At 56.4% G+C, this 24,195-nt stretch carries 19 protein-coding genes; 4 read left to right on the top strand and 15 right to left on the bottom strand.

The annotated features are described in order from the left end of the window. Window positions 1-7: 7 nt before the first annotated feature. Genes rsmD through AABZ39_03895 form a run of 4 tightly spaced genes read right to left on the bottom strand, consistent with a single transcriptional unit; the run spans window position 8 to window position 4,226 of the window. Complete coding sequence (rsmD, locus tag AABZ39_03910; GenBank protein MEK6793895.1) at window positions 8-535, bottom strand: 16S rRNA (guanine(966)-N(2))-methyltransferase RsmD; 528 nt, start codon at window positions 533-535, stop codon at window positions 8-10. Next, a complete protein-coding gene (gene ribD / locus AABZ39_03905; GenBank protein ID MEK6793894.1) occupies window positions 532-1,635 on the bottom strand; it encodes a bifunctional diaminohydroxyphosphoribosylaminopyrimidine deaminase/5-amino-6-(5-phosphoribosylamino)uracil reductase RibD in 1,104 nt (367 codons plus the stop codon). The genes rsmD and ribD overlap by 4 nt, the downstream gene beginning before the upstream one ends. After that, entirely contained in the window at window positions 1,632-3,401 is a 1,770-nt protein-coding gene (locus AABZ39_03900) for an ABC transporter ATP-binding protein (protein MEK6793893.1), read from the bottom strand. The genes ribD and AABZ39_03900 overlap by 4 nt, the downstream gene beginning before the upstream one ends. Window positions 3,402-3,407: 6 nt before the next feature. Beyond that, a complete protein-coding gene (locus AABZ39_03895; GenBank protein MEK6793892.1) occupies window positions 3,408-4,226 on the bottom strand; it encodes an HlyD family efflux transporter periplasmic adaptor subunit in 819 nt (272 codons plus the stop codon). A 186-nt stretch (window positions 4,227-4,412) separates the two neighbouring features. Here AABZ39_03895 and nuoL point away from each other — a divergent pair, with 186 nt between their 5' ends. Beyond that, window positions 4,413-6,344: an NADH-quinone oxidoreductase subunit L gene (nuoL, locus tag AABZ39_03890; protein ID MEK6793891.1), complete on the top strand. Its 1,932-nt coding sequence runs from the start codon at window positions 4,413-4,415 to the stop codon at window positions 6,342-6,344. 3 nt (window positions 6,345-6,347) lie between these two features. Here the strand turns inward: nuoL and AABZ39_03885 are convergent, their stop codons facing one another. The 5 genes from AABZ39_03885 to AABZ39_03865 form a co-directional block, all read right to left on the bottom strand. Further along, a complete protein-coding gene (locus AABZ39_03885) occupies window positions 6,348-7,130 on the bottom strand; it encodes an AraC family transcriptional regulator (GenBank protein ID MEK6793890.1) in 783 nt (260 codons plus the stop codon). 72 nt (window positions 7,131-7,202) lie between these two features. Beyond that, window positions 7,203-8,375, bottom strand: coding sequence for a cysteine desulfurase NifS (nifS, locus tag AABZ39_03880; protein ID MEK6793889.1), 1,173 nt, complete (start codon window positions 8,373-8,375; stop codon window positions 7,203-7,205). Next, window positions 8,372-9,229 carry a Fe-S cluster assembly protein NifU gene (gene nifU, locus AABZ39_03875; GenBank protein ID MEK6793888.1) on the bottom strand — a complete coding sequence of 286 codons (858 nt, stop codon included), beginning with the start codon at window positions 9,227-9,229 and terminating at the stop codon, window positions 8,372-8,374. The genes nifS and nifU overlap by 4 nt, the downstream gene beginning before the upstream one ends. A gap of 103 nt (window positions 9,230-9,332) precedes the next feature. Beyond that, the gene (locus tag AABZ39_03870) at window positions 9,333-11,336 is read right to left on the bottom strand and encodes a hypothetical protein (GenBank protein ID MEK6793887.1); all 2,004 of its coding nucleotides are present in this window, start codon (window positions 11,334-11,336) and stop codon (window positions 9,333-9,335) included. After that, entirely contained in the window at window positions 11,293-12,801 is a 1,509-nt protein-coding gene (locus tag AABZ39_03865) for an IMP dehydrogenase (GenBank protein ID MEK6793886.1), read from the bottom strand. The genes AABZ39_03870 and AABZ39_03865 overlap by 44 nt, the downstream gene beginning before the upstream one ends. Before the next feature lie 167 nt (window positions 12,802-12,968). On the opposite strand from AABZ39_03865, the gene AABZ39_03860 reads away from it, so the two are divergent. Together AABZ39_03860 and AABZ39_03855 are read left to right on the top strand one after the other, a co-directional pair. Further along, complete coding sequence (locus tag AABZ39_03860; GenBank protein MEK6793885.1) at window positions 12,969-13,751, top strand: hypothetical protein; 783 nt, start codon at window positions 12,969-12,971, stop codon at window positions 13,749-13,751. Between the two features lie 13 nt (window positions 13,752-13,764). Continuing rightward, window positions 13,765-14,247 carry a hypothetical protein gene (locus AABZ39_03855; protein MEK6793884.1) on the top strand — a complete coding sequence of 161 codons (483 nt, stop codon included), beginning with the start codon at window positions 13,765-13,767 and terminating at the stop codon, window positions 14,245-14,247. Between the two features lie 14 nt (window positions 14,248-14,261). Here the strand turns inward: AABZ39_03855 and AABZ39_03850 are convergent, their stop codons facing one another. Further along, window positions 14,262-17,588 (bottom strand): ATP-binding cassette domain-containing protein, encoded by a 3,327-nt coding sequence (locus tag AABZ39_03850; protein ID MEK6793883.1) that lies wholly within the window; start codon window positions 17,586-17,588, stop codon window positions 14,262-14,264. A gap of 4 nt (window positions 17,589-17,592) precedes the next feature. Beyond that, window positions 17,593-18,156 (bottom strand): DUF4390 domain-containing protein, encoded by a 564-nt coding sequence (locus AABZ39_03845; protein MEK6793882.1) that lies wholly within the window; start codon window positions 18,154-18,156, stop codon window positions 17,593-17,595. Between the two features lie 304 nt (window positions 18,157-18,460). Here AABZ39_03845 and AABZ39_03840 point away from each other — a divergent pair, with 304 nt between their 5' ends. Continuing rightward, a complete protein-coding gene (locus tag AABZ39_03840; GenBank protein MEK6793881.1) occupies window positions 18,461-18,835 on the top strand; it encodes a hypothetical protein in 375 nt (124 codons plus the stop codon). Window positions 18,836-18,847: 12 nt separating this feature from the next. Here AABZ39_03840 and AABZ39_03835 read toward each other — a convergent pair whose 3' ends face one another. The 4 genes from AABZ39_03835 to AABZ39_03820 form a co-directional block, all read right to left on the bottom strand. Next, window positions 18,848-20,122 (bottom strand): cyclic nucleotide-binding domain-containing protein, encoded by a 1,275-nt coding sequence (locus tag AABZ39_03835; GenBank protein MEK6793880.1) that lies wholly within the window; start codon window positions 20,120-20,122, stop codon window positions 18,848-18,850. Window positions 20,123-20,264: 142 nt separating this feature from the next. Continuing rightward, complete coding sequence (locus AABZ39_03830; GenBank protein MEK6793879.1) at window positions 20,265-21,434, bottom strand: HAD-IIIA family hydrolase; 1,170 nt, start codon at window positions 21,432-21,434, stop codon at window positions 20,265-20,267. After that, window positions 21,431-22,726 carry a peptidase U32 family protein gene (locus tag AABZ39_03825; protein ID MEK6793878.1) on the bottom strand — a complete coding sequence of 432 codons (1,296 nt, stop codon included), beginning with the start codon at window positions 22,724-22,726 and terminating at the stop codon, window positions 21,431-21,433. The genes AABZ39_03830 and AABZ39_03825 overlap by 4 nt, the downstream gene beginning before the upstream one ends. Further along, window positions 22,723-24,195, bottom strand: a 1,473-nt coding sequence (locus AABZ39_03820; protein MEK6793877.1) for a hypothetical protein, incomplete at its 5' end; no start/stop codon positions are given. The genes AABZ39_03825 and AABZ39_03820, both read right to left, overlap by 4 nt.

Here is a 24,195-nt window from a genome sequence, read left to right as displayed (position 1 = left end):
AACGATTTTACGGTGCTTTCCTGAAAAACGCCAGGAGCGCCTTGCCGTACCGCCTGAGATCGTACGCCTCGCTCTCTATGACACTGGCTGCCCGGCGGTTCATCTCAATGACGAGAATGCCGTCGTCGGTGAGAAGACCATTGCCGCGCACGCGCGAGAGTATCTCGGGGAGATCCTCCGTATCGTACGGCGGATCGGCGTAAATGATATCGTACGGCCCCGAGGGGGACGCGAGGAATCGGAGCGAATTGTTCCGTATGACATGCCCGCGATCGGTATACCCGAGCTTCACCAGGCTCTCGCTTATCGCGATGACCGCCCGTTTGTCGATATCGACGAACGTCACCTGCGCGGCCCCATGGCTCAATGCCTCAAGCCCGATCGCCCCGCTCCCGGTATAGATATCGAGCATGCGCATGCCGTCCACATCCACGATATTGAAGAGCGCCTCGCGCACTTTTCCCTGCGTCGGGCGGAATTCCATTTTCGGCACGACGATGGAATGACCCTTCTTCTCCCCGGCGAATATCCTCATCGTTCCTTCCATGCGTGCAGTATGATATCGGTCCCGATGCGTTCGATCTCCGTATGCGCGAAACGCATCGCATCGTCCACACGGGCCACCCCGCGCCCGGTACACGGCCCCGGCGCATCCTTCCCGCCTATCACCATCGGGGCGATGACGGCGAACACCTCATCGACGGCGTTCGCTTCCATGAACGAGGCGATGGTATTCCCGCCGCCCTCCACCATGACGCTCATGATGCCGCGCGAGGCGAGCATGGCGAGCAGTGCATCGATATCGAAACCGTTCTTTGCAGTACGCACGCGATCGATAGTCCCCGCGGGAAGTCTCCGCTTGAACGAAGGGGCGCTCTTCGCATCGGTAACGACGAGATACGGCCCGCCGTCGCGGAATATCCTCCCCGTAAGCGGGAGCTTCGCATCGCGCGTAAGAATGATACGCAGGGGGATACGCCCTTTCTTCGCACCGTGCCGTACATTCAGATGCGGGTCGTCGGCGAGATAAGTCCCGCTCCCGACAAGAACCGCGTCGGCATAGGCACGCACTTCATGAGCGAAAGCACGGGATGCGGGCGAGCTTATCCACTGCGAATTGCCGGTGCGGGTGGCTATTTTCCCGTCCATGCTCATCGCGTATTTCACTATCACATACGGCCGTGAGCGCGTAATGAAGCGATGATAATCGCGATAGAAATGGTCCGTCTCTTCACCGAGCACGCCGGTCATGACACGCGCACCGTTCGCTCGGAGTTTCTTCACGCCGTCGCCGTTGACATACCGGTTCCTATCGATGCTCCCGATACATACGGAGCGGATGCCGGATGCGATCATCGCGTCCGTGCAGGGCGGATTACGCTTCCCCGGATACATCCGAACGCACGGCTCAAGCGTGACATACATCGATGCGCCGCGGATGTCGCTCTTCCGCCGGACATTCGCAAGCGCGACCATTTCCGCATGGCGGCCGGCGTTCTCGGTGGCGCCGCGCCCGATGATGCGCCCGTTCTTCACGATGACCGCCCCGACCGCGGGGTTGGGCGATGTGGAACCCTTCGCCCGGTACGCGAGCGAGAACGCTTCACGCATGAACGTATCGTGCGCTATGCTCATGCCTCGCCTGCCGCACCGCCGAGCTGTATCGATACAAGCCGGGCGTAATCGCCGTTCTTCGCGACGAGGTCCTTGTGCGTTCCGCTCTCGACGATCTTCCCGTCCCTGAACACGAGTATCACATCCGCGTTCATCACCGTCGAGAGGCGATGTGCGATGATTATCGTCGTCTGATTGCCGAGCATCTGATCGATCGCCGCTTTTATCTCCTCTTCGGATTCCGCGTCGAGCGCGCTCGTCGCCTCATCGAGTATCAGTATCGAGGGGTCGCGCAGTATCGCACGCGCGATCGCGATGCGCTGCCGCTGTCCACCGGAAAGGGTCGACCCGCGTTCACCAATGACGGTCTTATACCGTTCGGGGAGCTGCATGATGAACTCATGCGCCTTCGCTTTTTTCGCCGCTTCTATCATCTCATACGTGGTGTGCACCTTGAGCGCATGCGATATGTTCTCCTCGACCGTGCCGGTAAAAAGGATGGGCTCCTGCGTGACCACGCCCATGTACTGGCGAACGCTCCGCATATCCACATCGTCGATGGACGCATCATCGATGCGTATGACGCCCTTGTCCGGGCGATACAGCCCGAGCACCATATTGGCGAACGTTGTCTTCCCCGCGCCGGATGCACCGACGAGCGCCACGGTCTTTCCCGACTCTATGCGGACCGAGATGTCCTTGAGGAGCGGAACGCCTTCCTCGAATCCGAACCAGACATGATCGAAAACGATCTCGCCCTTCACGGACGAGATGCGCCGCTTGCCCTCGTTCATCTCGGTATCCGGCGCCGAGAGTATCTCGTTGATCGAGTTCATCGCCTCGGAGAATTCCAGGAAGGCCGTGTACTGATTGACCACCTGGCTCACATGGCCGATGATCTGATTGGCGAAATTGAGGAAGAGGAACATCTCCCCGATAAGCACTTCCTTCCGTATGACGGCCACCGCAAGCATGATGACGAGCGCGAACTGAAAAAGCTGCGTGGTCATGGAGTTTGATGCGCCGAACGCGGCGACCTTAAAGGCGATATCGCGGTACTTGGTGACCACCGTACGGCTCTTCGTATCGATGTTCGCCTGCTGATATTTCTCCTCGCCGTGTACGCGCACGAGCATGGATGTCTGCAGGAACGTGCTCACTGCGGCCGAAAGGTCCTCGTTCGTCGTACGGCCGATGTACTGCAGTTTTGAGAGCGTGTTCTTGAAGAGCTTCTGCACGACCGCGAGCAGCGGGATGAGTATGAAGAGGACAAGCATGATGCGTACATTGACGATGGCGAGAATGATGACGCTGTAAGTGAACCCGACGAGTATGGGGAGCACCATGTGGAACATCATCTCGCCGAACATCTCCACTTTCCCCACGTCGACCATTATCTTCGAGTACATCCGCCCGGTCTCCGCGAGGGAATGGTACTTGAGCGACAGTATCTGCAGCTTATGTATGATGGTGTTGCGCACCTCGCGCGAGATGCTCTTCACTACATCGATGCGCACCGCCTCGAACGCCGCGTGATAGATGATGTTAAGGACGCCGAACACGGCTATAATCCAGAGCGATCCGATTATCTTGTCGATCTCGCCGAGGGGAATATAGCTGTCGACGACGAGCTTCACGATGACAGGATATGATGCGAACGGGAGATATTTTATGATGTAGAGCACCACCGCCCACGCGGCCTTGGCGCGGAACGCCTTGAAGTACGACAGATACGAGAGCGCGTTCGCCCAGAGACCCCGGTCGACATAGTACTTGCTTTTCGCCATGGGCGATCAGTCCTGCGCGAATATGGAATACGGTATGGGCACGCGGTCGCGGACTATCTCGCACTGCACGCTCGAATTGACGCGGAGATAATCCTCGCCGTCGAGCACGTTGATGGTCACCTTGAAGAATATCTCCTTCGTCTGCTCATTGATCGTGCCGTAGTCGGAGACATAGCTCACGACACCGTGGAATATCGAGTACTTGAGATAATTGTACAGGTTCGATTTGATGTATACCTTCTGGTCCTTCTTGATGAGTATGTACTGCCGCTCGGGTATGTAGCAGTCGATGACGAACACGTCCTTGCCGATTATCTGGTACATGTTCTTCCCGATAGTGATATTCTCCTGCTCCTTGACGAATATGTTCACGATCTGTCCGTCATACGGCGCTCGGAACGAATAGAGCCCGAGCGTACTTTCGCAATGCTCTATCTTGACGAGCGTCTGCTGCCGATTGTTCTCAAGACGCTCCAGTTCCGCCCGCGTCGTACCCCCGTAGCGGAGTATCTCCTGCTTGCGTTTGATATCGTTCTCGATATTGTTGAGCTCGATGCGCGCCACCGACAGCTGTTCCGAAAGATCGGTGTGGTCGTACGCGGCAACGATGATGTCCCCTTTGCGGACGAAATCCCCTTCCTTCGCGAACACCTTGCGCACCGTCGTGTCCTTGATGGGGCTCGTGATGATATCCTGTTTCTGCGAGCCGATGATGCCGTTGGCGACTATCTTCCTCTCCACTTTATAGAACGAGAGGGCGAAGAACACGACGGGGATGATAAGGACGGCAACGGCCTTCGCAATCTTGATATACCAGTCGATCATAGGGGCATTACCTCAATGTACATAAGGAGGCTTTACAGCCGTTATCGTCATGGGTGACAGTATATTCCCGTCGATCGATACCGTCAATCCCCCATGTCGTTCAACGCCGCATCACGCCGCGCCCCGTTTTTATTGACATTCCGATGTGATGATGTACAATCGCCGTAATTCTGCGGAGATGATCGAATGACCGATTGTGATATCCTTGCACCGTACATACCGCTCATCCTTCTCGCCGGCTTCATCATAGCGGGCATATTCGGGCGTGTGTTGAATCGCCGCATCGCGGTGATCGCTGTCGCAACGGCAGCAGCAGCGTTCGCGCTTTCCCTCTATATCTTCATACGATATCTGTCGCTCGGGGCGGACGCACCGGTGCTTCGCGTCGAACTCTTCCAATGGATAGCGGTCAAGGGCTTCACCGCCCCCATCGCTTTCCGTATCGATGCCCTCTCGCTCCTCATGATGCTCATCATCACCGGCATCGGCGGCGTCATCCATGTCTTCTCGCTCGGCTATATGGAAAAGGAAGCAGGCTATTCGCGGTTCTTCGCCTATCTCAATCTCTTCACCGCGGCGATGCTCATCCTTGTCATGGCGGACAATATACTGCTCATGTTCCTCGGCTGGGAAGGCGTGGGGCTGTGCTCGTATCTCCTCATCGGCCACTATTACGACCGCGACTATGCGGCGCGCGCGGCGAACAAGGCGTTCATCGTCAATCGCGTGGGCGATGCGGGGTTCCTCATCGGCATATTCCTCATCTTCACGCAGTTCAATTCGCTCGAATTCTCGGCGATACAGAGCGCGTCAGCGGCGAATCCCTTCATGATAACCGTCATCGCGTTCTGTCTCTTCCTCGGCGCTGCCGGCAAAAGCGCCCAGCTCCCGCTCCATGTATGGCTTCCGGACGCCATGGCCGGCCCCACGCCGGTGTCCGCGCTCATCCATGCCGCCACCATGGTCACGGCGGGGATCTATCTCATCGCGCGTCTTAATTTCATTTTCGTACTTGCACCGATAGCCATGACCGCGATCGCGATCATCGGCGCGCTTACCGCGCTCTTCGCCGCCACGATTGCCGCGAACCAGACGGACATAAAGAAAGTACTCGCCTATTCCACGATAAGCCAGCTCGGTTTCATGATGGCCGCCATGGGCGTAGGCGCGTTCAGCGCGGGCCTCGGTCATCTCATGACGCACGCGTTCTTCAAAGCGCTCCTCTTCCTCGCCGCAGGCTCGGTGATAACCATGCTCCATCATCAGCAGGACATACGCGCGATGGGGGGACTCAAGCGATATCTCCCCATCACCTTCGGCACCTTCCTCATCGGCACGCTCGCGATATCGGGCATACCGGGGTTCTCCGGTTTCTTCAGCAAGGACGAGATCGTGTACACCGCGCTCGCTTCATCGATGGGCAATCCCTTCGTATACGTGCTTCTGCTCATCACGAGCGGGCTCACCGCGTTCTACATGTTCCGGCTCCTCTTCGTCACGTTCTTCGGCGAACCGCGCGAATACGCCGCTCACGGCCCGGTGAAGGAAACGCCTGCCGTCATGTGGGTGCCGCTCACGATACTCGCGTTCGGCGCCGTCGTCGCCGGCTATTTCACGCTCCCGCGGATATTCGGCCCCAATACGCTCGAGGAATTCCTTCACGGCGTCGTCGTGAACGTTCCGATAAGCGCACATTTCGAGGAAAGCGAATCGATAACCGGTCTCGCGGGGCTTATCATGATCGTAACGCTCGCCGCAGCCGCCGCTGGTTTCTTCGCCGCATACTATCGTTATATCGTGCGCCGCGTGCTGCCGATGGGTGAAAAACGCGTGCGCGGCATCATTCGCATCGCCGCCGCGAAATATTATGTCGACGAACTCTATGCCGCCGTCATCGTACGGCCGCTCTCAGCCATCGGCTCGTTCTTCCATGTGATAATTGACAACGTGCTCTTTACCGGTACTGTCACCGGCATCGCCCATCTCTGGCGGACCATCGGCAGACGCCTGCGTCATTCGAACAAGGGCATACTCACCGATTATCTCATCTCGTTCGCAGCAAGTACTGTCATCATCGCCGCGGTGTTCGTGTTCGTGGTCCTCCGCACAACGCGATAGTCGTCACTGGGCCGACATTCCCGAACGCTCACGATAATCGCGCGGACGCATGCCGAACGCCTTCGTGAACTGGTTCGAAAAATGATGATAATTATTATACCCGGCATTGCGCGCTATCTCGGCGAGGGTCGCCGATGAGAACACGAGCATGGCGCGTGCATGCTCCATGCGCCGATGGATGGCGTACTCGGACGGCGACTTGCCGGTATTGCGCCTGAACAATCGTATGAAATAACTTTCATTGAGCGATGCCGCCTCGGCGAGCGCACGGACGCTTATCGGCCTTTCCGGATGCGCATCGATGGCTGCGAGTACGCGCCGTATACGTGCATCGACAGCGGTCGTTTCCGTTTCCCGTGAAAGCGATTCGAGCATGGCGAAAAGATATCGCAATAGGCCCCCCATCGCCCGTTCGACGGGGCCGCCGCCCTCGGAAGCGCGCACCATGAGATCGCAGGCGCTTTCCACTTCACCGCGGCGCGCGGTACAGTCGACGATCATGGGCACCGCCGCCTCGCCGATAATATCGTCCGTGACGCGGCATTTCATCTGGAAGATATCGCAGAGCATCTCGTCCTTCTTCGGAAAATCGAATGCATGCTCGGTACCGGGTTTGATTATCGCTAATTGCCGGGCACGTACCGTGAATTTCGTGCCGTCACAGCCCATACTGCAGCGGCCGCGGAAGATGTAAAGGAATTGATGGAAATCATGCGTGTGCGGTACGGCCGAGAGGGACACGGTGTTCGTAACGCGTGCGGCATAGAGCGGGCGTATCGGGTCCATTGCTGTATGGTATGCATGGAAAGGGAAATGTCAACCCGCCGCTGATCCGGCGTCGCTATTCTTGCGCCGCCGTCACATCGGCCGCGCTTCTGAATACGGCGAAAGCGCGCGCAGGCGTTCAATGATCGGCGCTATCGTCTTCGTGATGAGGTCGACGTCCGCCATGGTATTGTAGCGGCTGAAGCTGAAGCGTATCGATCCGTGCGCGAATTCGAACGGCACGCCCATGGCGCGGAGCACATGCGACGGTTCGAGCGATCCTGACGTACAGGCGGAGCCGCTCGATGCGCAGATGCCGTGCTCGTCGAGCATGAGGAGTATCGCCTCGCCTTCGATGAACTTGAAACTTATGTTCGCCGTGTTCGGCAGACGCTTCGTCTCGCCGCCGTTGATCTTTGTAAGCGGTATCCGTGCGGTAACTTTTTGCTCAAGCGAATCGCGCAGCGCCGATAGATCGCGTATCTCATCGGAAAGATGCGTTCGCGCGAGCTCGGCCGCTTTGCCGAGGCCGACTATGGATGCGACATTTTCCGTACCGCCGCGGCGCCCGCGTTCCTGATGGCCGCCGGTAATGAACGGGCGTATGCGCGTACCTTTGCGTATGAAGAGCGCGCCGATGCCCTTGGGGGCATGGAGCTTATGCCCGGAAAGCGAAAGCAGATCGACCGTGCTTTTGCGCATATCGAGCGGCACTTTTCCGACCGCCTGCACCGCATCGGTGTGGAACATCACGCCGTGTTCCTTCGCGATGGCGCCGATCTCTTCGATAGGGAATATCACGCCGGTCTCATTGTTCGCGTACATCATGGTGATGAGCACGGTGGTCGGCTTGACCGCCCGCGCAAGTTCGGCGAGATCCATCTGTCCGTTCTTGTCAACACCGAGATAGGTCACTTCATATCCCGTACGTTCGAGCGCACGGAGCGTATTCAAGATCGCCGGGTGTTCCACCTTGCTCGTGATGATGTGATTTTTGTCCGGGTTCGCCTCGAGTATACCCCATATCGCGGCATTATCGCTTTCGGTACCGCAGGAAGTAAAAAGTATCTCATAGGGCTCGGCGCCGATGAGCGCGGCAAGTTCTTCACGAGCGCGTTCGATGTCCCGCGCGACAAGACCGCCGAAGGTATGAATGCTCGACGGATTACCATAGCGTTCGGTGAGAAAGGGTATCATTGACTGATACACCTCGGGCGCTACCGCAGTCGTGGCATTATTGTCGACGTAAATTATTTTTGCGCTCATTGTTTCGCCTCTTCGACGGTGAGTTCAGGCGATACGAATTCGCGGAGTTTCGGCTCTATGAACGATTTTATTGTCACGCTTGAAACATGACAGCCGGAGCACATCCCGCGCAGCTGAATGACAACGCGGTTGCCGTCGATATCGATGAGCTCCACGCCGCCGCCGTCCTTTTCAAGTTCGGGGCGTATCTCGCTTTGAAGCGTCTCCTCGATGAGCTTCATCTTCTGCACCATGGTGAGCACGCGCGGGGCTTCCTTCTTCACTTCCTTCCCCATTGCACGGCGCACATCCTCGATGATGTCCTCTATCTGCGGCTTGCACGCGCCGCACATACCGCCCGCCTTGGTGTAATTGGTCACCTGTTCCACGGTGGTGAGATTATTCTCGCGTATCGCGCGCTCTATCTTCTTGTTCGTCACGCCGAAGCATTTGCAGACGATATAGCCTTCATCGTCATCATTATGCGCACCTTCGGGTGCCGCTTTGCCGAGATATTTATTGAGCGCCTGTTCGAGCGCCTCTTTTCCCATGACGGAGCAATGCATTTTCTCTTCGGGAAGCCCGTCCAGTTCCTTCGCGATATCGGCATTGGATATCGCGAGCGCCGCATCCACGGTCTTTCCCTTCACCATTTCGGTGAGAATGCTCGATGAGGCGATGGCCGACGCGCAGCCGAAGGTCTTGAACCTGGCATCGGTGATGATATTCTTCGCCTTGTCGATGCGAAGCGTGAGTTTGAGCGCATCCCCGCAGCTTATATTGCCGATGAGCGCATCCGCTTCGGGATTCTCTATCTCCCCGACATTGCGCGGATTGACGAAATGGTCCTTAACTTTTTTTGAATAGTCCCACATAATGGCTCCGTGGTCATTAGTATAACAAAAACGAATTATATGGCAATGAATCCCGACCGAAAAGGATGCACCCGAATATCCTGTTTCGACCGCGGGCCGAGGACTATTTGCCTTCTTTCGAGACCGTAAGCCGGTCCTCATCGTCGAGTCGGAACACTATCGTGAATTGTTCTTTATCGACCTTGCCGCCGAACGACAGCTCAGAGATCCCCTGATGCTTTTTCAGAAGGAGCAGAAGCTCGCGTATCCGTTCGGAGTTCTTGTTCTTGCTGTAGATATTCGAGAAAAGCGCGGCCGTCAAGTCCTTATTCGCTCCGAGAACCTGGGCAAGTTTCTCGCGCACACCGTACGTATCGGGAATGGACCGTGAGGCTGCTTCGGTATAGATGAGCGAACGCACGTGCGTTATCGGCAAAGCATTCTTGTCGTAATCGGAGATGCCCTTCGTCGAACGGAAGGCGTGATACCGTATCAGGAGATCAAGCACCTTTTCATTGAGCGGCACCCCCTGCACCAGATATACCGACGCGAGATTGCGCATGAGTATGAGTGATGCATTCCCCGCGGACATCCGGTCATGCATCGCCTCAGCGCTCGCCGGGGCCGTACCCTTCTCGAATTGAGCTATTTCGGCAAGGCCGCTCGATGCGATATCGGAAAGCGTCTGGCTCACACGCACGGTCTCCCCGAGGCATCCGGTGACCAGCCGGCGTTCTTCGGGGGACAATTGCCCCGAAAGGTACGCGGTGGCAAGCAGTTTACACGCCTCGCGATCCCCCAGCCTGGCACCGTCGACAAGAATACTGACGGGAAACACTGCGGTGATCCGGCGCTCCCTGTCAGGGACAAGCATACTCATCGCCGTAACGAATTGATCGGCGGACATCTTTTTCCCGAGCATGGCACGCAATCGATCGATGGCAAGAGTATCCCTGGCGAACGCCGCTTTCACCGCATCAACGAACGCCTCGTTCATGATGTTCATCGTGCGTACGTATCCTTCAAGAAGCACCCCGCGCGTCACATGATTGTTCTCCGGGAGCACGGAGTAGTAATGTATGATGGCGCTGTTGATCATCCCTGCATTGGCGGCAGTGACCGCATCAAGCACCATCCGCGCCTCATAATGATAGAGCTCTCGTGAACGATTGGTCATGATGCCGAGGACATCATCAAGGTCCTTCGCGGGCGGGAACAGACTTGTCCCGGTACCGAACAGGGATATCCGATATGCCTTATATTCCTCGAGCCCCTTTTCGCGCTCTGCGGTCATCCGTGCGCATGCTGCGGCCTCCGTCTTCATCTCGTTGTACAGCAGCGGGTCTATCCTGCGGCGCTCAACACTGCGTTTGCCGATCTCCGGCACCTGCTGAAGGTCCTTTCCCAGTGCGGCAAGGGCTTTCGCCGAATGGTCGCACATGAGCATGCGGTCAAGATATGACGGCCAGAGGGGATGCGATGAGAACGGCGTATCGGTACTGCCGTTCACCATATCGACGACCGCCTGCCGAAAGGATGAGAGCACGAACGACGGGTCCATGCGCATCACGAGCATGCCGCCCACTATCGGCCGCCCGGTCGCGCTGTACATGCACGATGTGACCGCGGCAAAAAGGGAACGATACCGGACGGGGTCGCGCCGGATGAGCCGGTCGAATTCATCAGCGAGAAAATCGCATCGGGGGTCCACCGTTCCGTACGCATCAAGCAGTTCGTCAAGATTCACGACCAGGTCGACGTCATTGAGGCAGCAGAGCATCGCACAGAACGCTTTCCCCTTGACCTCGGGCGTAATATCCTTGTGCGCAAGCAAAGCGCGTACGATAGCCATATCCCGCGGCTGCAGAGCGGTGATCTTCGCCTTTGCGGCATAGCGTTTCTGAATCGCCTCCGCATCAAGCTCCAGCGCGAGCGCATATATCGTATCGAACTGCACATTGTTCGCCGGCGCTGTGTTCGTCGTGCCGGGCAGTACTGCACCGAATACCGATGCACACCATACACAGCACGCAACGGTCGCTCTGGACAGCTGTTGTACGGAAAAGAGCCCGCGTACTGTGCTGCTAGTCATCGACATCGACGTTCTGTTCTTTCGGTATGACATCATGCGCCCCTCCCTCGACAATGCTCGTCGATGAAACGAGCGTAAGCCGTGCCGTCTTCTGGAGTTCCGCGATGGATGTTGCGCCGCAATTGCACATCGTTGAACGCACTTTCGACAGTGTGATATCGACATTGTCCTTGAGCTTGCCGGCATAGGGCACATAGGAATCAACGCCCTCTTCGAAAGCGAGGCGGTTCTTGCCGCCCATATCGTATCGCTGCCAGTTGCGCGCGCGGTTGGATCCTTCGCCCCAGTATTCCTTCACGTAGGTGCCGTTCACCTGCAGCTTTCTCGTCGGGCTTTCATCGAATCGCGCGAAGTAGCGCCCCATCATGACGAAATCGGCGCCCATGGCCAATGCAAGGACGATGTGATAGTCGTATACCAGACCGCCATCGGAACAGATGGGCACATACACGCCGCTCTTCGCGAAATGCTCATCGCGCGCCTTTGCCACTTCCATTATCGATGTGGCCTGCCCGCGCCCAATGCCTTTCTGCTCGCGCGTGATGCATATCGAGCCGCCGCCGATGCCCACTTTCACGAAATCCGCACCGTTCTCAACGAGATAGAGGAAGCCTTCGCGGTCGACGACATTGCCCGCGCCGATCTTCACCGCATCGCCGTATTTCTTCCTGACGAAGTCGATGGTGTCCTTCTGCCATTCCGAGTAGCCGTCGGAGGAATCCAGGCAGAACACGTCCGCTCCCGCCTCGACAAGGGCGGGGATGCGCTCGGAAAAATCGCGTGTATTGATGCCGGCACCGACCACAAGCCGCTTTTGGGGATCGAGGAGCTCGTTGGGGTTCTCCTCGTGCGCATTGTAATCCTTCCGGAACACGATGTAGATGAGCTTCTGCCCCTTGTCTATGATAGGCAGTGCGTTCAGCTTATGGTCCCAAATAAGATCGTTCGCTTCAGAAAGGGATATCCCCTCCTTGCCGTACACGAGATCGGTGAACGGCGTCATGAACGACGATACCGGTGTCGACGGCTTCATCCTGTCGGCGCGGTAATCCTTGCTCCCGACTATGCCGATGAGCTTCCCGTTCGGCGTTCCGTCATCGGTTACGGCAACCGTGGAATGACCGGTCACCTCTTTGAGGGAAAGCACATCGGCAAGCGTGGCATCCGCACGCACGTTCGAATCGCTGACGACAAAACCCGCCTTGTATTTCTTCACTCGCCCGACCATGGCAACTTCTTCTTCTATCGACTGTGAACAGTAGATGAAGGAAAGCCCGCCGGCACGCGCAAGGGCTATGGCCATGGCATCATTGGAAACCGACTGCATTATGGAAGAAACAAAGGGGATATTCAGGTGAAGCGAGCTCTCAGTCCCTTTTTTAAATTTCACCAGGGGGGCAGTGAGCCGTACGTTGGCCGGCACGCATGATTTCGCAGTAAGATTAGGAATGAGAAGGAATTCGTTGAAGGTCCGTGAAGGCTCGTTATAGAATACGGCCATAGGATGCTCCTTGGCACTTTTCAGGATTCTACCGTAACGGAAAAAAAAGTCAATGATTCCCGGTTTTTTTGGGACCGGTATCGTATTGACTAATGCCGCCGGCGGGGTATAATCACCCTATCCGCATATGGCCCTGCGCATGCGGTGAACACCCATAGGAGTGCACGATGAAACGCCTTCTTCTCGCCGTTGCAACCGTTTTCATGGCCGTAGCCGCCTTCGTAACCCCCGCCGAGAAGCCGCCGCGCGGCGACACGACGATCCGTGTCATATTCCCGCCCGAGGCAGCGTTCATATCGCTCAAACGCCAGTTGAGGGATGTCGACTGGAAAAAGCTCATCTATACCAATGAGCTCAAACCGAAGAAGGACGTCGTCGGATATCAGATCGGCGTGCTCTTCGCGAATTGGAGCGTTGCTGCCGCAACACGCGAAGAACAGTACGTGAACATCATCTCAACGAACATCATACGCCTCACGCGGGATATCGACATCGATGACGATTCGGTACTGGTGAGCATAAAGAAACGCGTCCAGAAGTTCGGCGATTATTTCAAGGACGATAAGCCGGAAAGCTACCGTAAGATAGAGTCGGAGATACGCTATATCAAGGACGAGCTCAAGCGCTACTACGGGCGCACCGGGAACAAGACCATCGTCGACCAGATCGGCTTCGGCGCATGGCTCGAATTCAACTACATCGGTGCCAATGGGCTCTTGCTGAAATACAATCCCGCATCGACCATAGTCTTCAATCGCGCCATCGAGATCGATGACTTCCTCGCGAAGGCGAACGCCGACAAGCGCATGGCGAACATCATCGATTTCCTGCGCGCCGTAAAACCGAAGATGACGATCAAGGAAGGCAAGACGCTGTCAAAAGCCGAACTCACCGCATTGCGCGACCAGATCGGCGCGTTCAGAACGAAACTTGCCGTTATCACGAAGTGATCGGAGGAAGCAGATGAAAACGATACGCGTCTCCCTCTTCGCCGTCCTCGCTCTTGCATTCCTCATGTCCGCATCCGAGGATGTCGCACGCAAGAACATGACGAAGTACATGAACGACATGTCGAAGAAATTCCCCACCTACGTGTTCGATTCGGAGACCACCGACATCGGCTATACGTATCAGGGGTATGCCCTTGTCATCCAGACGACGCTCTACTCCGAGAACAAGTACATCTTCCTCGCCGCCGGCGATGAAAGCGTCGCCGATGTCAGCATCGAGGTCTACGATTACGGCGGAAAGACGCGCTGGTGCTGCAACACCGAATCCGGCGGCGCGAAAGGCGTCTTCGTGCAGTTCGAACCGAATTATACCGGTGAATACCTCATCAAGATAAAACTCAACAAAGCGTCCACCGAGGGCTCATGGGTCGGCTATGCGTTCGGCTATGCCCCGCTCGAGGAAGAGGGCAAGACGAAGCAGAAGGGTAAAAAGTAGCCGCTGCCGTCTGCTTACTGCCGGTCACGCTCGAGCTTCACCGCTGTCGCCGCGAAAAGTATGGTGAATATCGCCACAAGCGCGGCCAGATCGTATTGGTACGCACCGAGCACGAACGGATACACTATCTTCTTGTAATACGGGAAATGGTTCACATTCCCGGAATATGCAAGCTTCAGGTAGTCAATGAACGATAATTTCCCGTCCTCAAGCGCGCGCACCGCATCGGTGAATCTCTCGAAACGATCGAGCGATGCCTCTTCCTCGGCTTCGCGTACCGATTCGGTCTTCGCACTGCTCAGATTGTACTTCCGGAACACATCCATGACCTCGCGATTATTGAACTTCCCGAACCGCTCGGTAAAGGCCTCGGTCTGGAACGTCACCACTTTATCCGGATTATCATAGCGGAACACATTGAGATAGCCCTCGTACATCCAGCGGGAATGAATGGCATTGCAGAGCACGGGCACGGGTCGGTTCTTGGCGAACAGATTGAGCATCTTAAGCTCATTGAAATTGAGGAACATGCCGCCGAAGATTATCTGCGGTATTATCATGAGCGGCACTGCGAGAAAGGCCGCCTTCTCGGAGGTGAGGAAGCAGGAAACGAAAAGGCCGAGGGCGGTCGCCGAAAGCGATGCCGTAATGCTCAGTAAGGAGAACTTGAGGAACAGCGATACGAACGTGATACCGTCGTACGCAATGAAGATCGGCACGCCGAGTATGAGGAACGATATGACCGTATAGATGAGGACCTGATATACGCAGACGAGGGTGAGCGGCGCGATCTTCGCTATCAGATAGGACACCGACGAGTAGCCGATGAGCTTCTCCTTATCGAGCACAAGACGGTCCTTCAATACCTCGCTGATGGAATTCGATACGGCGAGGAATATGAATATAATGCTGCTCAGGAAGAGATATTTCGGTATATTGATATTGTCCGCGAGCGTATACGGGCTCGTGCCCTCCTGATACCGGAGCACGGCGGAAAGGAACACCGCGAGCACCGCAGGTATGAACAGCGACAGCGCCGTGGACGCACGGTCACGGAACTTGTTGATGAAATTCCTCGCGAGGAGATGAATGAACTGCGCAAGCCGGTGGCGGACCGTGAGCACGGCGGCTTCCGGAAGGATGTTCTCCTCCGCGCTCGCTGTCTCATCAGCGGTCGACGGCGTATCGAATTCGCGATAGCGGCGCGTATAGTATTCGTCGCTCCACTGCTTGGGCGTCTTCACCCGCATGGGTATCTTATTGTTGCGGCTGTCATACTCGTATATCGTCTCACCGTCCGGCGTAAGCTTCACCGCCTCGAGCACTTCCAGTATATCGTCGGGTGTTCGGACGGAGCGGCTCTTCACATGGTATTTGCTGAAATAGCTGAACGCCGTCCTCGTCGCCCCGAAATACGCCAGATGACCGCCGCGATCAAGGAGTATGAGATGGGTGAATTTCATGAACACATCGAGGCTCGGCTGATGGATGACGACGTACAGTATCTTCCCCTGCATGGCGATGGCGCCGAGGAGATCGATGATCTTTATCGTGTCGAAGCTCGAAAGGCCGGATGTCGGCTCATCGAGCACGAGCACGCTCACGTCGCTCATGAGCTCAAGACCGATGTTCAGCCGCTTACGCTCGCCGCCGGAGAGCACCCGCGCGTCCGGCGCACCGACCACCTGGTCGCGCTTGTCGGCAATGCCGAGCTCGGTGAGCACATTGATTATCTTACGGTCGAGCTCGGCCGGGTCAAGTTCAGGCGCCTTGATGCGGCCATAGAAGAACATGTTCTCGTACACGGTCAGGTTCTCAAAAAGGAGATCTTCCTGCGACACATAGCCGATGTGCTTCTTGAAGGAATCGAAATGCTCGTAGAGGGGATAATTGTTGAACTGCAGCGATGCGGCGACCTCCGGCGGGCGGTACCCGGTCAAAAGCTTCACCAGGGTCGACTTGCCGCTCCCGGAGGGACCCATGATGCAGCAGAAATCCTTATTGGTGTTCTGGAACAGAAGCCGCGTGATGCCGTTCGTCCCGTCGCGGAAGCGGAAGGTGAGCTCGTTCGCCTTGACCGAATGGATCTTCGTCTTAAGGAGGCTCACGTTATTATTGTCCGGATCGAATATGATGTAGTTGCGCGCGATCTCGATGACATCGCCCGAGCGCGCGACCGCTCGCCGTTTGCGGACGGGCACATTATTGATGCTCACCGGAAGATGCGCCTCGATGGTATCGAGCACCCATTTCCGGTTCTTCACATACTTCAATGTGAGCCGCGCCACACGGTTCCTGGGGAGCGTAAGCGGTACGAACACATCGCACAGCTTGTCATTGCCGATGGTCACCTCTTTGCTCTTGATTATCTTCGAGGTGATGGAATTCGAGAAGACGATGGACGACAGATCGCTTGACAGGTCGAAAAGGAAGTGATTGTCGATGAGAATGCGGTCATCGATGGAACCGTTGTATACCTCACGCCCGACGGAGTGGCTCCCGACCGTGATATCGACGGTCTGATTGTTCTTCATGACCGATATATGCGAGCGCTTGACGGTGATGATGCCTATCACCTCACCCGCGGACGGCTCGACGTCGTAGGGGATTATCGAGAACGTGGTGCCCGACTTCATCGCCTTCTTGACGATGAAGAACGCGATGTGCGCATCGTTGTTCTTGAGCTCGAAACGCAGCATGATGTCGGCGAAGCTCACGCCTTCATTGTTCACCGAAAATCGGTCATTGATGTCGAACCGGTAGAGTATGTGATCGAACGCGGCATTATTGTTCATCCGGAGAAGCCCGCGGGTGACGCCGGTCAGCAGGTAGTAATTGTCATTGCGCCGGATGATGTACGCGGAAAGCTCATCACGCGTCTTCACGATATCGCACAGGTGCGGGTCGTTGCCGATGTACAGTATGTCCGGATTATCGTAATCCCTGACCGTGAATACGCTGTTGATGATCGCCATCGCCCGTGCGTCCTTAATGACCGCTTCGGCGATCGAGGTCAGTATCTCCGCCTCGATGATATTGATGCCGTCCACCGCGCAGAGCGCGTACGCCTGGAGGATGTAGTAAAACGATACGTCGGACGTAAGCGCGGAAAGCTGGGCGATGACGTCGTCAAGCGTCTCGGCCTTCGAGGACAGTATGTTCTGGAACGCGATATCATCTTCGCGGTACTGCGAGAATATGCGGAGGAAATTCGACAGCGTTTCCTTCTCCGCTTCGGGTATGGTGCCGTCGGAGACATACTCGTCCGCATTGAATATGAGGATGAGCAATTTATAGAATACGGCGATGTTCTCCTTCTTGAACGCTGCGTCCGTATCCACAATTTCACTCGACAAGGTACCGCCCCGTCATCACATCGCTCGTGCGCCAGTCTATCTTATACCGGAGGGCCGCGATGAAATTGAAGAATATATTGAAATACGGATACGCCTCGACCACCTGCGCGGTGAGCCGTGTCCTGAAATAGTACCGCGCGGCCGGTATGAGCGAGCGGCGCGGTGCAAGCAAGACATCATCGATACGGCTCAGATACGCTATTGCTTCATCGCGGCGCGGCGTCGTATAAAGGCGCACCCCGCCCGCCTGCTCGATGATGTACTGCTTGTCCCAGAAATCGCGATAGATGATGCGATTGATGCGGACAAGGCGTATCGTATCGTCAAGAAAGAGGTTCACGCGCCGGAATTCGATATGGTAGTTCACGGAGAATACCGCACCCGCGTCTATCTGCACCGCGAACGCCTCCGGGAGCGGCGTCGTGCTCACATCAACGCGCACGGCATCGCCCGCAACGGTTATGCCGCCGACGACAAGCCGTATCTCATACGATGCTGCGCTCAGTGTATACGGGGCCGTCACCATAGCGATAATTCCCAGGATTTTGCACATCCGCTCGATCATTGTGCGTAGTATATAAGAGCGGGTACAAAATGTAAACCGTCCGATCCCCGGCATCCCAATTCCTCGCATTGGGAAAAGGCAACCGTAGAGATGAGAAAAGGCAGAGAATACAGATTAAAACAGGGGGAACCATGTGCACCGGATTGTTGCATTGCATGATATTTTTTCTCTGTGCTCTCACTCGCATTTCTCTGTGGTTTATCAATTTTTATCTGAGTATGAGGGGGTATACGGGGCATTGCTTTTTTTTCGGACACCGCACCATCCTTGAAAACAGTCCGCGGAGGATGCAATGAAGACCGTACTATCGATTCTCGTAATGCTCGGAACGGTTGTATCCCTGAGCGCACAATGTCCGAATGCGGCAGGAAAGTGCGCCCCGAACACGACCGATGTAAAGTCGGATACGAAAGAACTGCGATTGACCATTAAGGAATTGGCCGCCTTTAACGGCAAGAACGGCAAAAGCGCCTATGTCGCCGTCGACGGCATCATCTATGATGTAAGCGGCGTCGAAGCGTGGAAGGACGGCGCGCACAAGGAAGGAAAAGCGGGCACCGATATCAGCGCCCTTATCAGGAACGCCCCGCACAAGATCACGGTGCTCGGCAAGCGTACGGTCGTCGGCAGCATCATCGCCGAACCGGTAAAGAAGAACACGAAATAGCGCTTACGCCTCTCAGAGCATCTTGTTCATTCTGTCGATGCGGTTCGCCAGCAGCCGTGCGAGTATCAGCCCGTAATAGGGATATCGTTTTATCGCGTCGGTGAACTCTTTCTTTGATATCTTGATGAGCGTGCCCTGCGAATGAGCGCGCACGGTGGCCGTACGCCGGTCATTGAGCAGGAATGACATCTCGCCGATGAAAATATCGCTTGAATTCAGCGTCGCAATGAGCTTGTTACGGTTCCCATACACGCCGTACGCACCGCTGTGTATGTAGTAGAGGAAATTCGATTCCTCCCCCATCGTGAACACGGTCTGCCCCGGATTGAACGATATCTCATCCTTCTTGTCGAAGATTATCGGCACGAGATTATTGCGCGACTCCTGATGGTCGACATCGAAACTGACCTCATTCCCTTTTTCGTTGTACTTCAACCCGCCCGCAGAACTTTCGGCCACCGCAATACCGCGGCCGTGATCGAGCATCTCCCGATTCACCTCGGCGGGTTTTTTTACCATGCGCCAGTTGAACCCCTTCCCCTCGTCGCGGACGATAAGATGCGTGCGCTCCGGCGCAATGCGGTAGGAGAAATTCACGCGCCGCGCCGCGATGCGCCTGTCCTTGAGCTTTTCATCGATAAGGTCGAAGATGCTCCCGCCCTCGAGGGAAAAACGCGTCTTCTCCTCGAAGGTTATCTCGCAGTTCCCGTGCTCGACGGCATTGAGCAGGAGTTCCACGAGCGCCACCTTGACATTGTCGCGTTTCTCGATATCGACGTAATTGCTGTAGAAAAGATAATTCGATATGATGCTCGCATACACGTTCACTTCATAGGGGTCATTATCGACGATGAACATACCCGAGACGGTCGTACGTATCGAGCGCTGAAGGTCACGCTGGAAAAGAAGATGCTTATTGTCCATCACGATCTTCACGATGCTGGGCAGCCGCCGCTGCATATCCTTCGCTCGGAGCACGGCGATGATGTTCGCATACCGCATCGCCGAAAGGAATTCGCTCTCGCTCCCTTTCGATCGAAGCGCGATTATCCAGCCGTAGTGGAGCCACGGATCCTCGCGCATTTTCTCCAGGAGCGGCTCGAGCGGCAGGGAGGCATCGTCAAAATCGAGGATGAGAAGCTCGGGGAGCTCATAGCTCAGGATCTCTATCGCATAACTGATATCATCGCAGAACGAGAAATTCGCCGGTACCGAGTGATCACGGACTATGCCGGCTATCTCATCCGCAACCTTCTTGGTCGATGAAACAAAGAGGATCTTTCCCATGCACCTTTTCCTGGCGATTTCGCTCTGCATATTATAGGGCGTATGGATAAAAAAGCAATGACAGCGGACAGAGGCCGCGTCAAGGAATGATCACCGTGGCAGAAACAACGCTTCCAATGTGATCAGCAGGAGGGCCGTTCCACTAATCGCCGACAGCCCGCATCGCTCTATCCCAGGTCGAGAGGTTATCCCTGCGCGTAATGGGATAGGCGCCCTGCAGGAGGTGCGTTCTGATGTACGGGAGCGAAAGCGCGTCCGAATCCTTATCGCCTATCATGAGCGCGCCTGTCGCATCGATCGCATGGTCATCACAGGCGAGAAGCAGCATGCCGGGGCTGGGCTTTCTCTGCAGGCTCTCACGGCGATACGATGCCACTGATGCTGAAGGATGTGTCGGGCAATAATACCATCCATCGATGCACGCGCCGCGCTTTTGGAATCCATCGCCGATATATCGGTTGAGCGCAGTCACATCCGCCTCGGAGAATTTTCCCTTTGCAACACCGGCCTGATTCGTGAGCACGATGACCTTCCTGCCGCGCTCATTGGCACGGCGCACCAGCAGTACCGCCTCATCGATGATGCGCACATCCCGCGTTGATGCAAGATAACCGGTGTCCTCAACAAGGATGCCGTCGCGATCGAGAAAAATCGCGGACGACTTCTTCGCCGAAAAATATGCCGACGGGTCCGCCGCAAGGCGTTCATATCCGCTGTCGGCATCGATGAAGCGGTCGCCGAACGGTATGCCGCACACGGCCGGGGAGAGATCCCCGTCAGCGTGCGGGGCTTGCGATGGACGCACAAGCGATGCAAAACGACCAGCGTACACACCGCCGTAGTGATACCCCTCAACGAAGATATCGTGCGATCTGTCGGGCCGTACGATACGAAAACCGTCATCGAGCGCGATAGGCCCGAGGGGAATGTCCGGCAGATATTTGACCGCAGCAGAGCACTCGCCGCGCTCGTACGCGAAACGCATGAACCACGTGAGATCGATATTGAAAAAACTTTTCCCGCTGAGAAGCAGATATGCCTCGCAGGGGTAAAGTGCCGCCGCCGAAAAGAACGATCCGGCAAACGACAGCCCGTTCGAAGGGGCATATCGCAATCGCATACCGATATTCCCGCCGTCGCCGAAATGCTCACGGATCACATCGATATTCCCCGCGACAACGACATCGGTGACCGAATGGCGGCAGAGCCATTCCAATTGCCATGCGAGGAACGGCCTGCCTGCAACATCGGCCATCGGCGCAAAAAAACCGCCCGCATCGCCGGCGATGATATATGCGGTGAACGCCCTCATTGTTCCACCGTGAGTATATCGAAGGGAGACAGCGGTATCACCGTCTCGATATACGCCTCGTCAACGCCGCGTACACGCTCCGCGTCATGTATGCCGCTGTCATCGCGGACCATGAGCTTGTACTCAGGATATTCCCGCGTGCAGTAGTCGCGCCCTATGGCAACAAGCGTCATCGCAGGCGATATCGTATTGTACACCGTAATACGCGCACGCGCACCATCGACGGAAGTGACCATCGCCATAAGCCGGCGACCGGGAATATACGATGCCTCGGAAGGATGCGCTCCTTCCGCCGCCGGCCCGCCGAAAAAGAACCCCGTACCGTACATGCGATGCGTGACCTTCTCAAGCTCATCGATATAGGCGGAAAGGTCGCCGGATGCTGTCACCGCATCGAATGATGTCGCGCCCGAAAGCGCATCGATAAGTTTCCGGTATACGCGCGTGACATTCGCCACATAGTAAACGCTCTTCATGCGGCCCTCTATCTTCACCGCATCCACGCCCGCATCGGATACGGCCTTCAGATGACGCGCCATGGCCAGGTCCTTCGAGCTCAGTATCATCGCATAGCCGTCGCCGTCGATGACGGGGAGATATTCGCCCGCGCGCGTACGCTCCTCGAGCAAACGATACTGCCATCGGCAGACATGGGAACAGTCGCCGCTATTGGCGTTGCGCGAGGTGAGATAATTGGAAACGAGACAGCGCCCCGCATAGGCGATGCACATGGCGCCGTGAACGAACACCTCGAGTTCGGCGTCCGTACCGTCGCGGACGGCGCGAATCTCATCGAGCGTAAGCTCACGCGCGAGCACGATACGCGAGGCACCGAGCGACCGCCAGCGTTCGGCGGCAAGGGCATTGGTAACGTTCGCCTGCGTGCTCACATGAATGCGCGCAGAAGGTATCGTCCGCTCGAGCGCCGTAAGCGTTCCAAGATCGGAAACGATATAGCCATCGAACGGGATATCCCGTATCTCCGAAAGAAAATCGATGAGCGCTGCGCTTTGCGCCTCGTGCAGATACGCGTTGAGCGTAAGATACACCTTACCGTGATAATGCTCATGCGCGTCGCGTACCGTTCCCGCAAGCACCTCCGCCGAAGCGCCGGCGGCCATAGCCCGAAGATTGAAGTTCGTACCGCCGATATACACCGCATCCGCGCCGTAATGGAAGGCGACCGCGCATTTCTCCGCATTCCCGGCCGGGGATACCAATTCCATCGTTCTCGGGGGGCTCTTCATGCGTTCGGCTTCCGGCAGGACCGCTTTCCGTTCCGACGGGGTCACCGCGTATCCAAGGTCGGGAAAGCGATATCGGCATTAATGGTCGATTGTATCAGATCCTCGGAATAGCGCTGGACATAGAAGAACTGGTTCCTGTTCCAGATGACATCCGACGATCTCACGATGCGGTCAAAATCGATCTGCGCGGCGCGGGAGCGCGACATCACGATAGGTCCGTTCTGATTGGTGAACTGCGCCATGGAGAATTCGGCGAGGAGCGCCGGATCGAAATACATGATGACGAATTTCGTCCTGCCGCCGTCGACATACGGCTTCATGCCCACCATGTATCGATGCCGCGTCCGCGTATCGTCGACCGAACCGAAACGCCACCCCGCGAGATTCGTATTGACCGGACGGACGATCTGGTCGAGCACATAGGTGGTGAGCGAGGTAAGCACCTTGACATCCATGACCTGCACTCTGTTCCTGCCGGTCTGATCAAGGCGCTGCTGCGCAAGCTCCTTTCTGCCTATCGTCCCTTCAAAATATTGGAAGCGCGAGCGCGCAAAGAACTCGGAAAACCCGACGGCTTCCTTGATGCCCATGACCGAAAGACGCCGACGCATATCGGCAGCATCCTCGGCCTGAAGGAGCTCGGCGATCTTCTGATCGATGAACTGCCGCATAACGACCTTGCTCCTCGTGACGAGCTCATCAAAGATATGTTCGGAATCGATGAGCGGCTGCTGCTCGAGCCAGTACAGGAATACGGGATCGGCCCCCTCCATTGACCGGAACGGGACGTTCTCGACATCAGGAAGCGCCGTGAGCCCGTTCATGAGCGCGAGACGGAATTCGATTATCTTTTTCGATATGTCATACTGCGTGCGGAACGAATCCTCCATGCGGTACCGGACATCGTCCGGGATATGGTTCATTTTCGAGAACGCATCCATGATGTTCGAATAATTCTCCGTGTAGTAGAAGTGGGAAAAACGGTAATTGATACCGGCACCCGCGGCCTTCCGGCATATGCCGAACCCTGCCAGATAATCGAAGAGCCTGGCGACAGCCTCGGCATTGTCCGCTTTCGCGAGCGCGGGGCTGAACGACAGCGTCAGATCGCTCCATTCGGCAAGGCGTTTCCTGTCCGTCATGCCGATGTTCGTTCCGGATGCATTGTTCGAAAAGCTGCCGACACCGAAGGACAAGGCCTCCTTCGCCGCATCGGGCACGGGCGTATAGGAGAACTGCATGACCGGCTTCTCGATGATGCGTACAAGCACGGGGTTGTCAGGGTCACCGTCTATCATGCTCTTCACTTCATCAAGGGAATACTCCTCTTTCTCGACACGATAATATCGGTAGTCAGGGAAGCGCCAGGCGTACTTGACGAACTTCGACGTATCATACTTCGGCTGCACCGGGGCGGGGATGAACATGTTCGCGAGCGAATTCGAGACCTCGCGCCGCGCGGCGCGTACCGCGTTCGTTGCGGGAGCATTCGTCACGGCCAAACCCGATGCGTT

The organism is Spirochaetota bacterium (assembly GCA_038043445.1).
Lineage (GTDB): Bacteria > Spirochaetota > Brachyspiria > Brachyspirales > JACRPF01 > JBBTBY01.
This window is presented reverse-complemented; position numbering and strand designations above follow the sequence as displayed.

What these genes read in the sequence shown, in the direction of transcription:
- AABZ39_03900 (MEK6793893.1), bottom strand. Translation starts at nt 3,401, where the DNA reads ATGGCGAAAAGCAAGTACTATGTCGACCGGGGTCTCTGGGCGAACGCG.
- ribD (MEK6793894.1), bottom strand. Translation starts at nt 1,635, where the DNA reads ATGAGCATAGCGCACGATACGTTCATGCGTGAAGCGTTCTCGCTCGCG.
- AABZ39_03895 (MEK6793892.1), bottom strand. Translation starts at nt 4,226, where the DNA reads ATGATCGACTGGTATATCAAGATTGCGAAGGCCGTTGCCGTCCTTATC.
- nifU (MEK6793888.1), bottom strand. Translation starts at nt 9,229, where the DNA reads ATGTGGGACTATTCAAAAAAAGTTAAGGACCATTTCGTCAATCCGCGC.
- AABZ39_03865 (MEK6793886.1), bottom strand. Translation starts at nt 12,801, where the DNA reads ATGGCCGTATTCTATAACGAGCCTTCACGGACCTTCAACGAATTCCTT.
- nifS (MEK6793889.1), bottom strand. Translation starts at nt 8,375, where the DNA reads ATGAGCGCAAAAATAATTTACGTCGACAATAATGCCACGACTGCGGTA.
- AABZ39_03860 (MEK6793885.1), top strand. Translation starts at nt 12,969, where the DNA reads ATGAAACGCCTTCTTCTCGCCGTTGCAACCGTTTTCATGGCCGTAGCC.
- AABZ39_03855 (MEK6793884.1), top strand. Translation starts at nt 13,765, where the DNA reads ATGAAAACGATACGCGTCTCCCTCTTCGCCGTCCTCGCTCTTGCATTC.
- rsmD (MEK6793895.1), bottom strand. Translation starts at nt 535, where the DNA reads ATGAGGATATTCGCCGGGGAGAAGAAGGGTCATTCCATCGTCGTGCCG.
- AABZ39_03830 (MEK6793879.1), bottom strand. Translation starts at nt 21,434, where the DNA reads ATGAGGGCGTTCACCGCATATATCATCGCCGGCGATGCGGGCGGTTTT.
- AABZ39_03870 (MEK6793887.1), bottom strand. Translation starts at nt 11,336, where the DNA reads ATGATGTCATACCGAAAGAACAGAACGTCGATGTCGATGACTAGCAGC.
- AABZ39_03845 (MEK6793882.1), bottom strand. Translation starts at nt 18,156, where the DNA reads ATGTGCAAAATCCTGGGAATTATCGCTATGGTGACGGCCCCGTATACA.
- AABZ39_03885 (MEK6793890.1), bottom strand. Translation starts at nt 7,130, where the DNA reads ATGGACCCGATACGCCCGCTCTATGCCGCACGCGTTACGAACACCGTG.
- AABZ39_03835 (MEK6793880.1), bottom strand. Translation starts at nt 20,122, where the DNA reads ATGGGAAAGATCCTCTTTGTTTCATCGACCAAGAAGGTTGCGGATGAG.
- AABZ39_03840 (MEK6793881.1), top strand. Translation starts at nt 18,461, where the DNA reads ATGAAGACCGTACTATCGATTCTCGTAATGCTCGGAACGGTTGTATCC.
- nuoL (MEK6793891.1), top strand. Translation starts at nt 4,413, where the DNA reads ATGACCGATTGTGATATCCTTGCACCGTACATACCGCTCATCCTTCTC.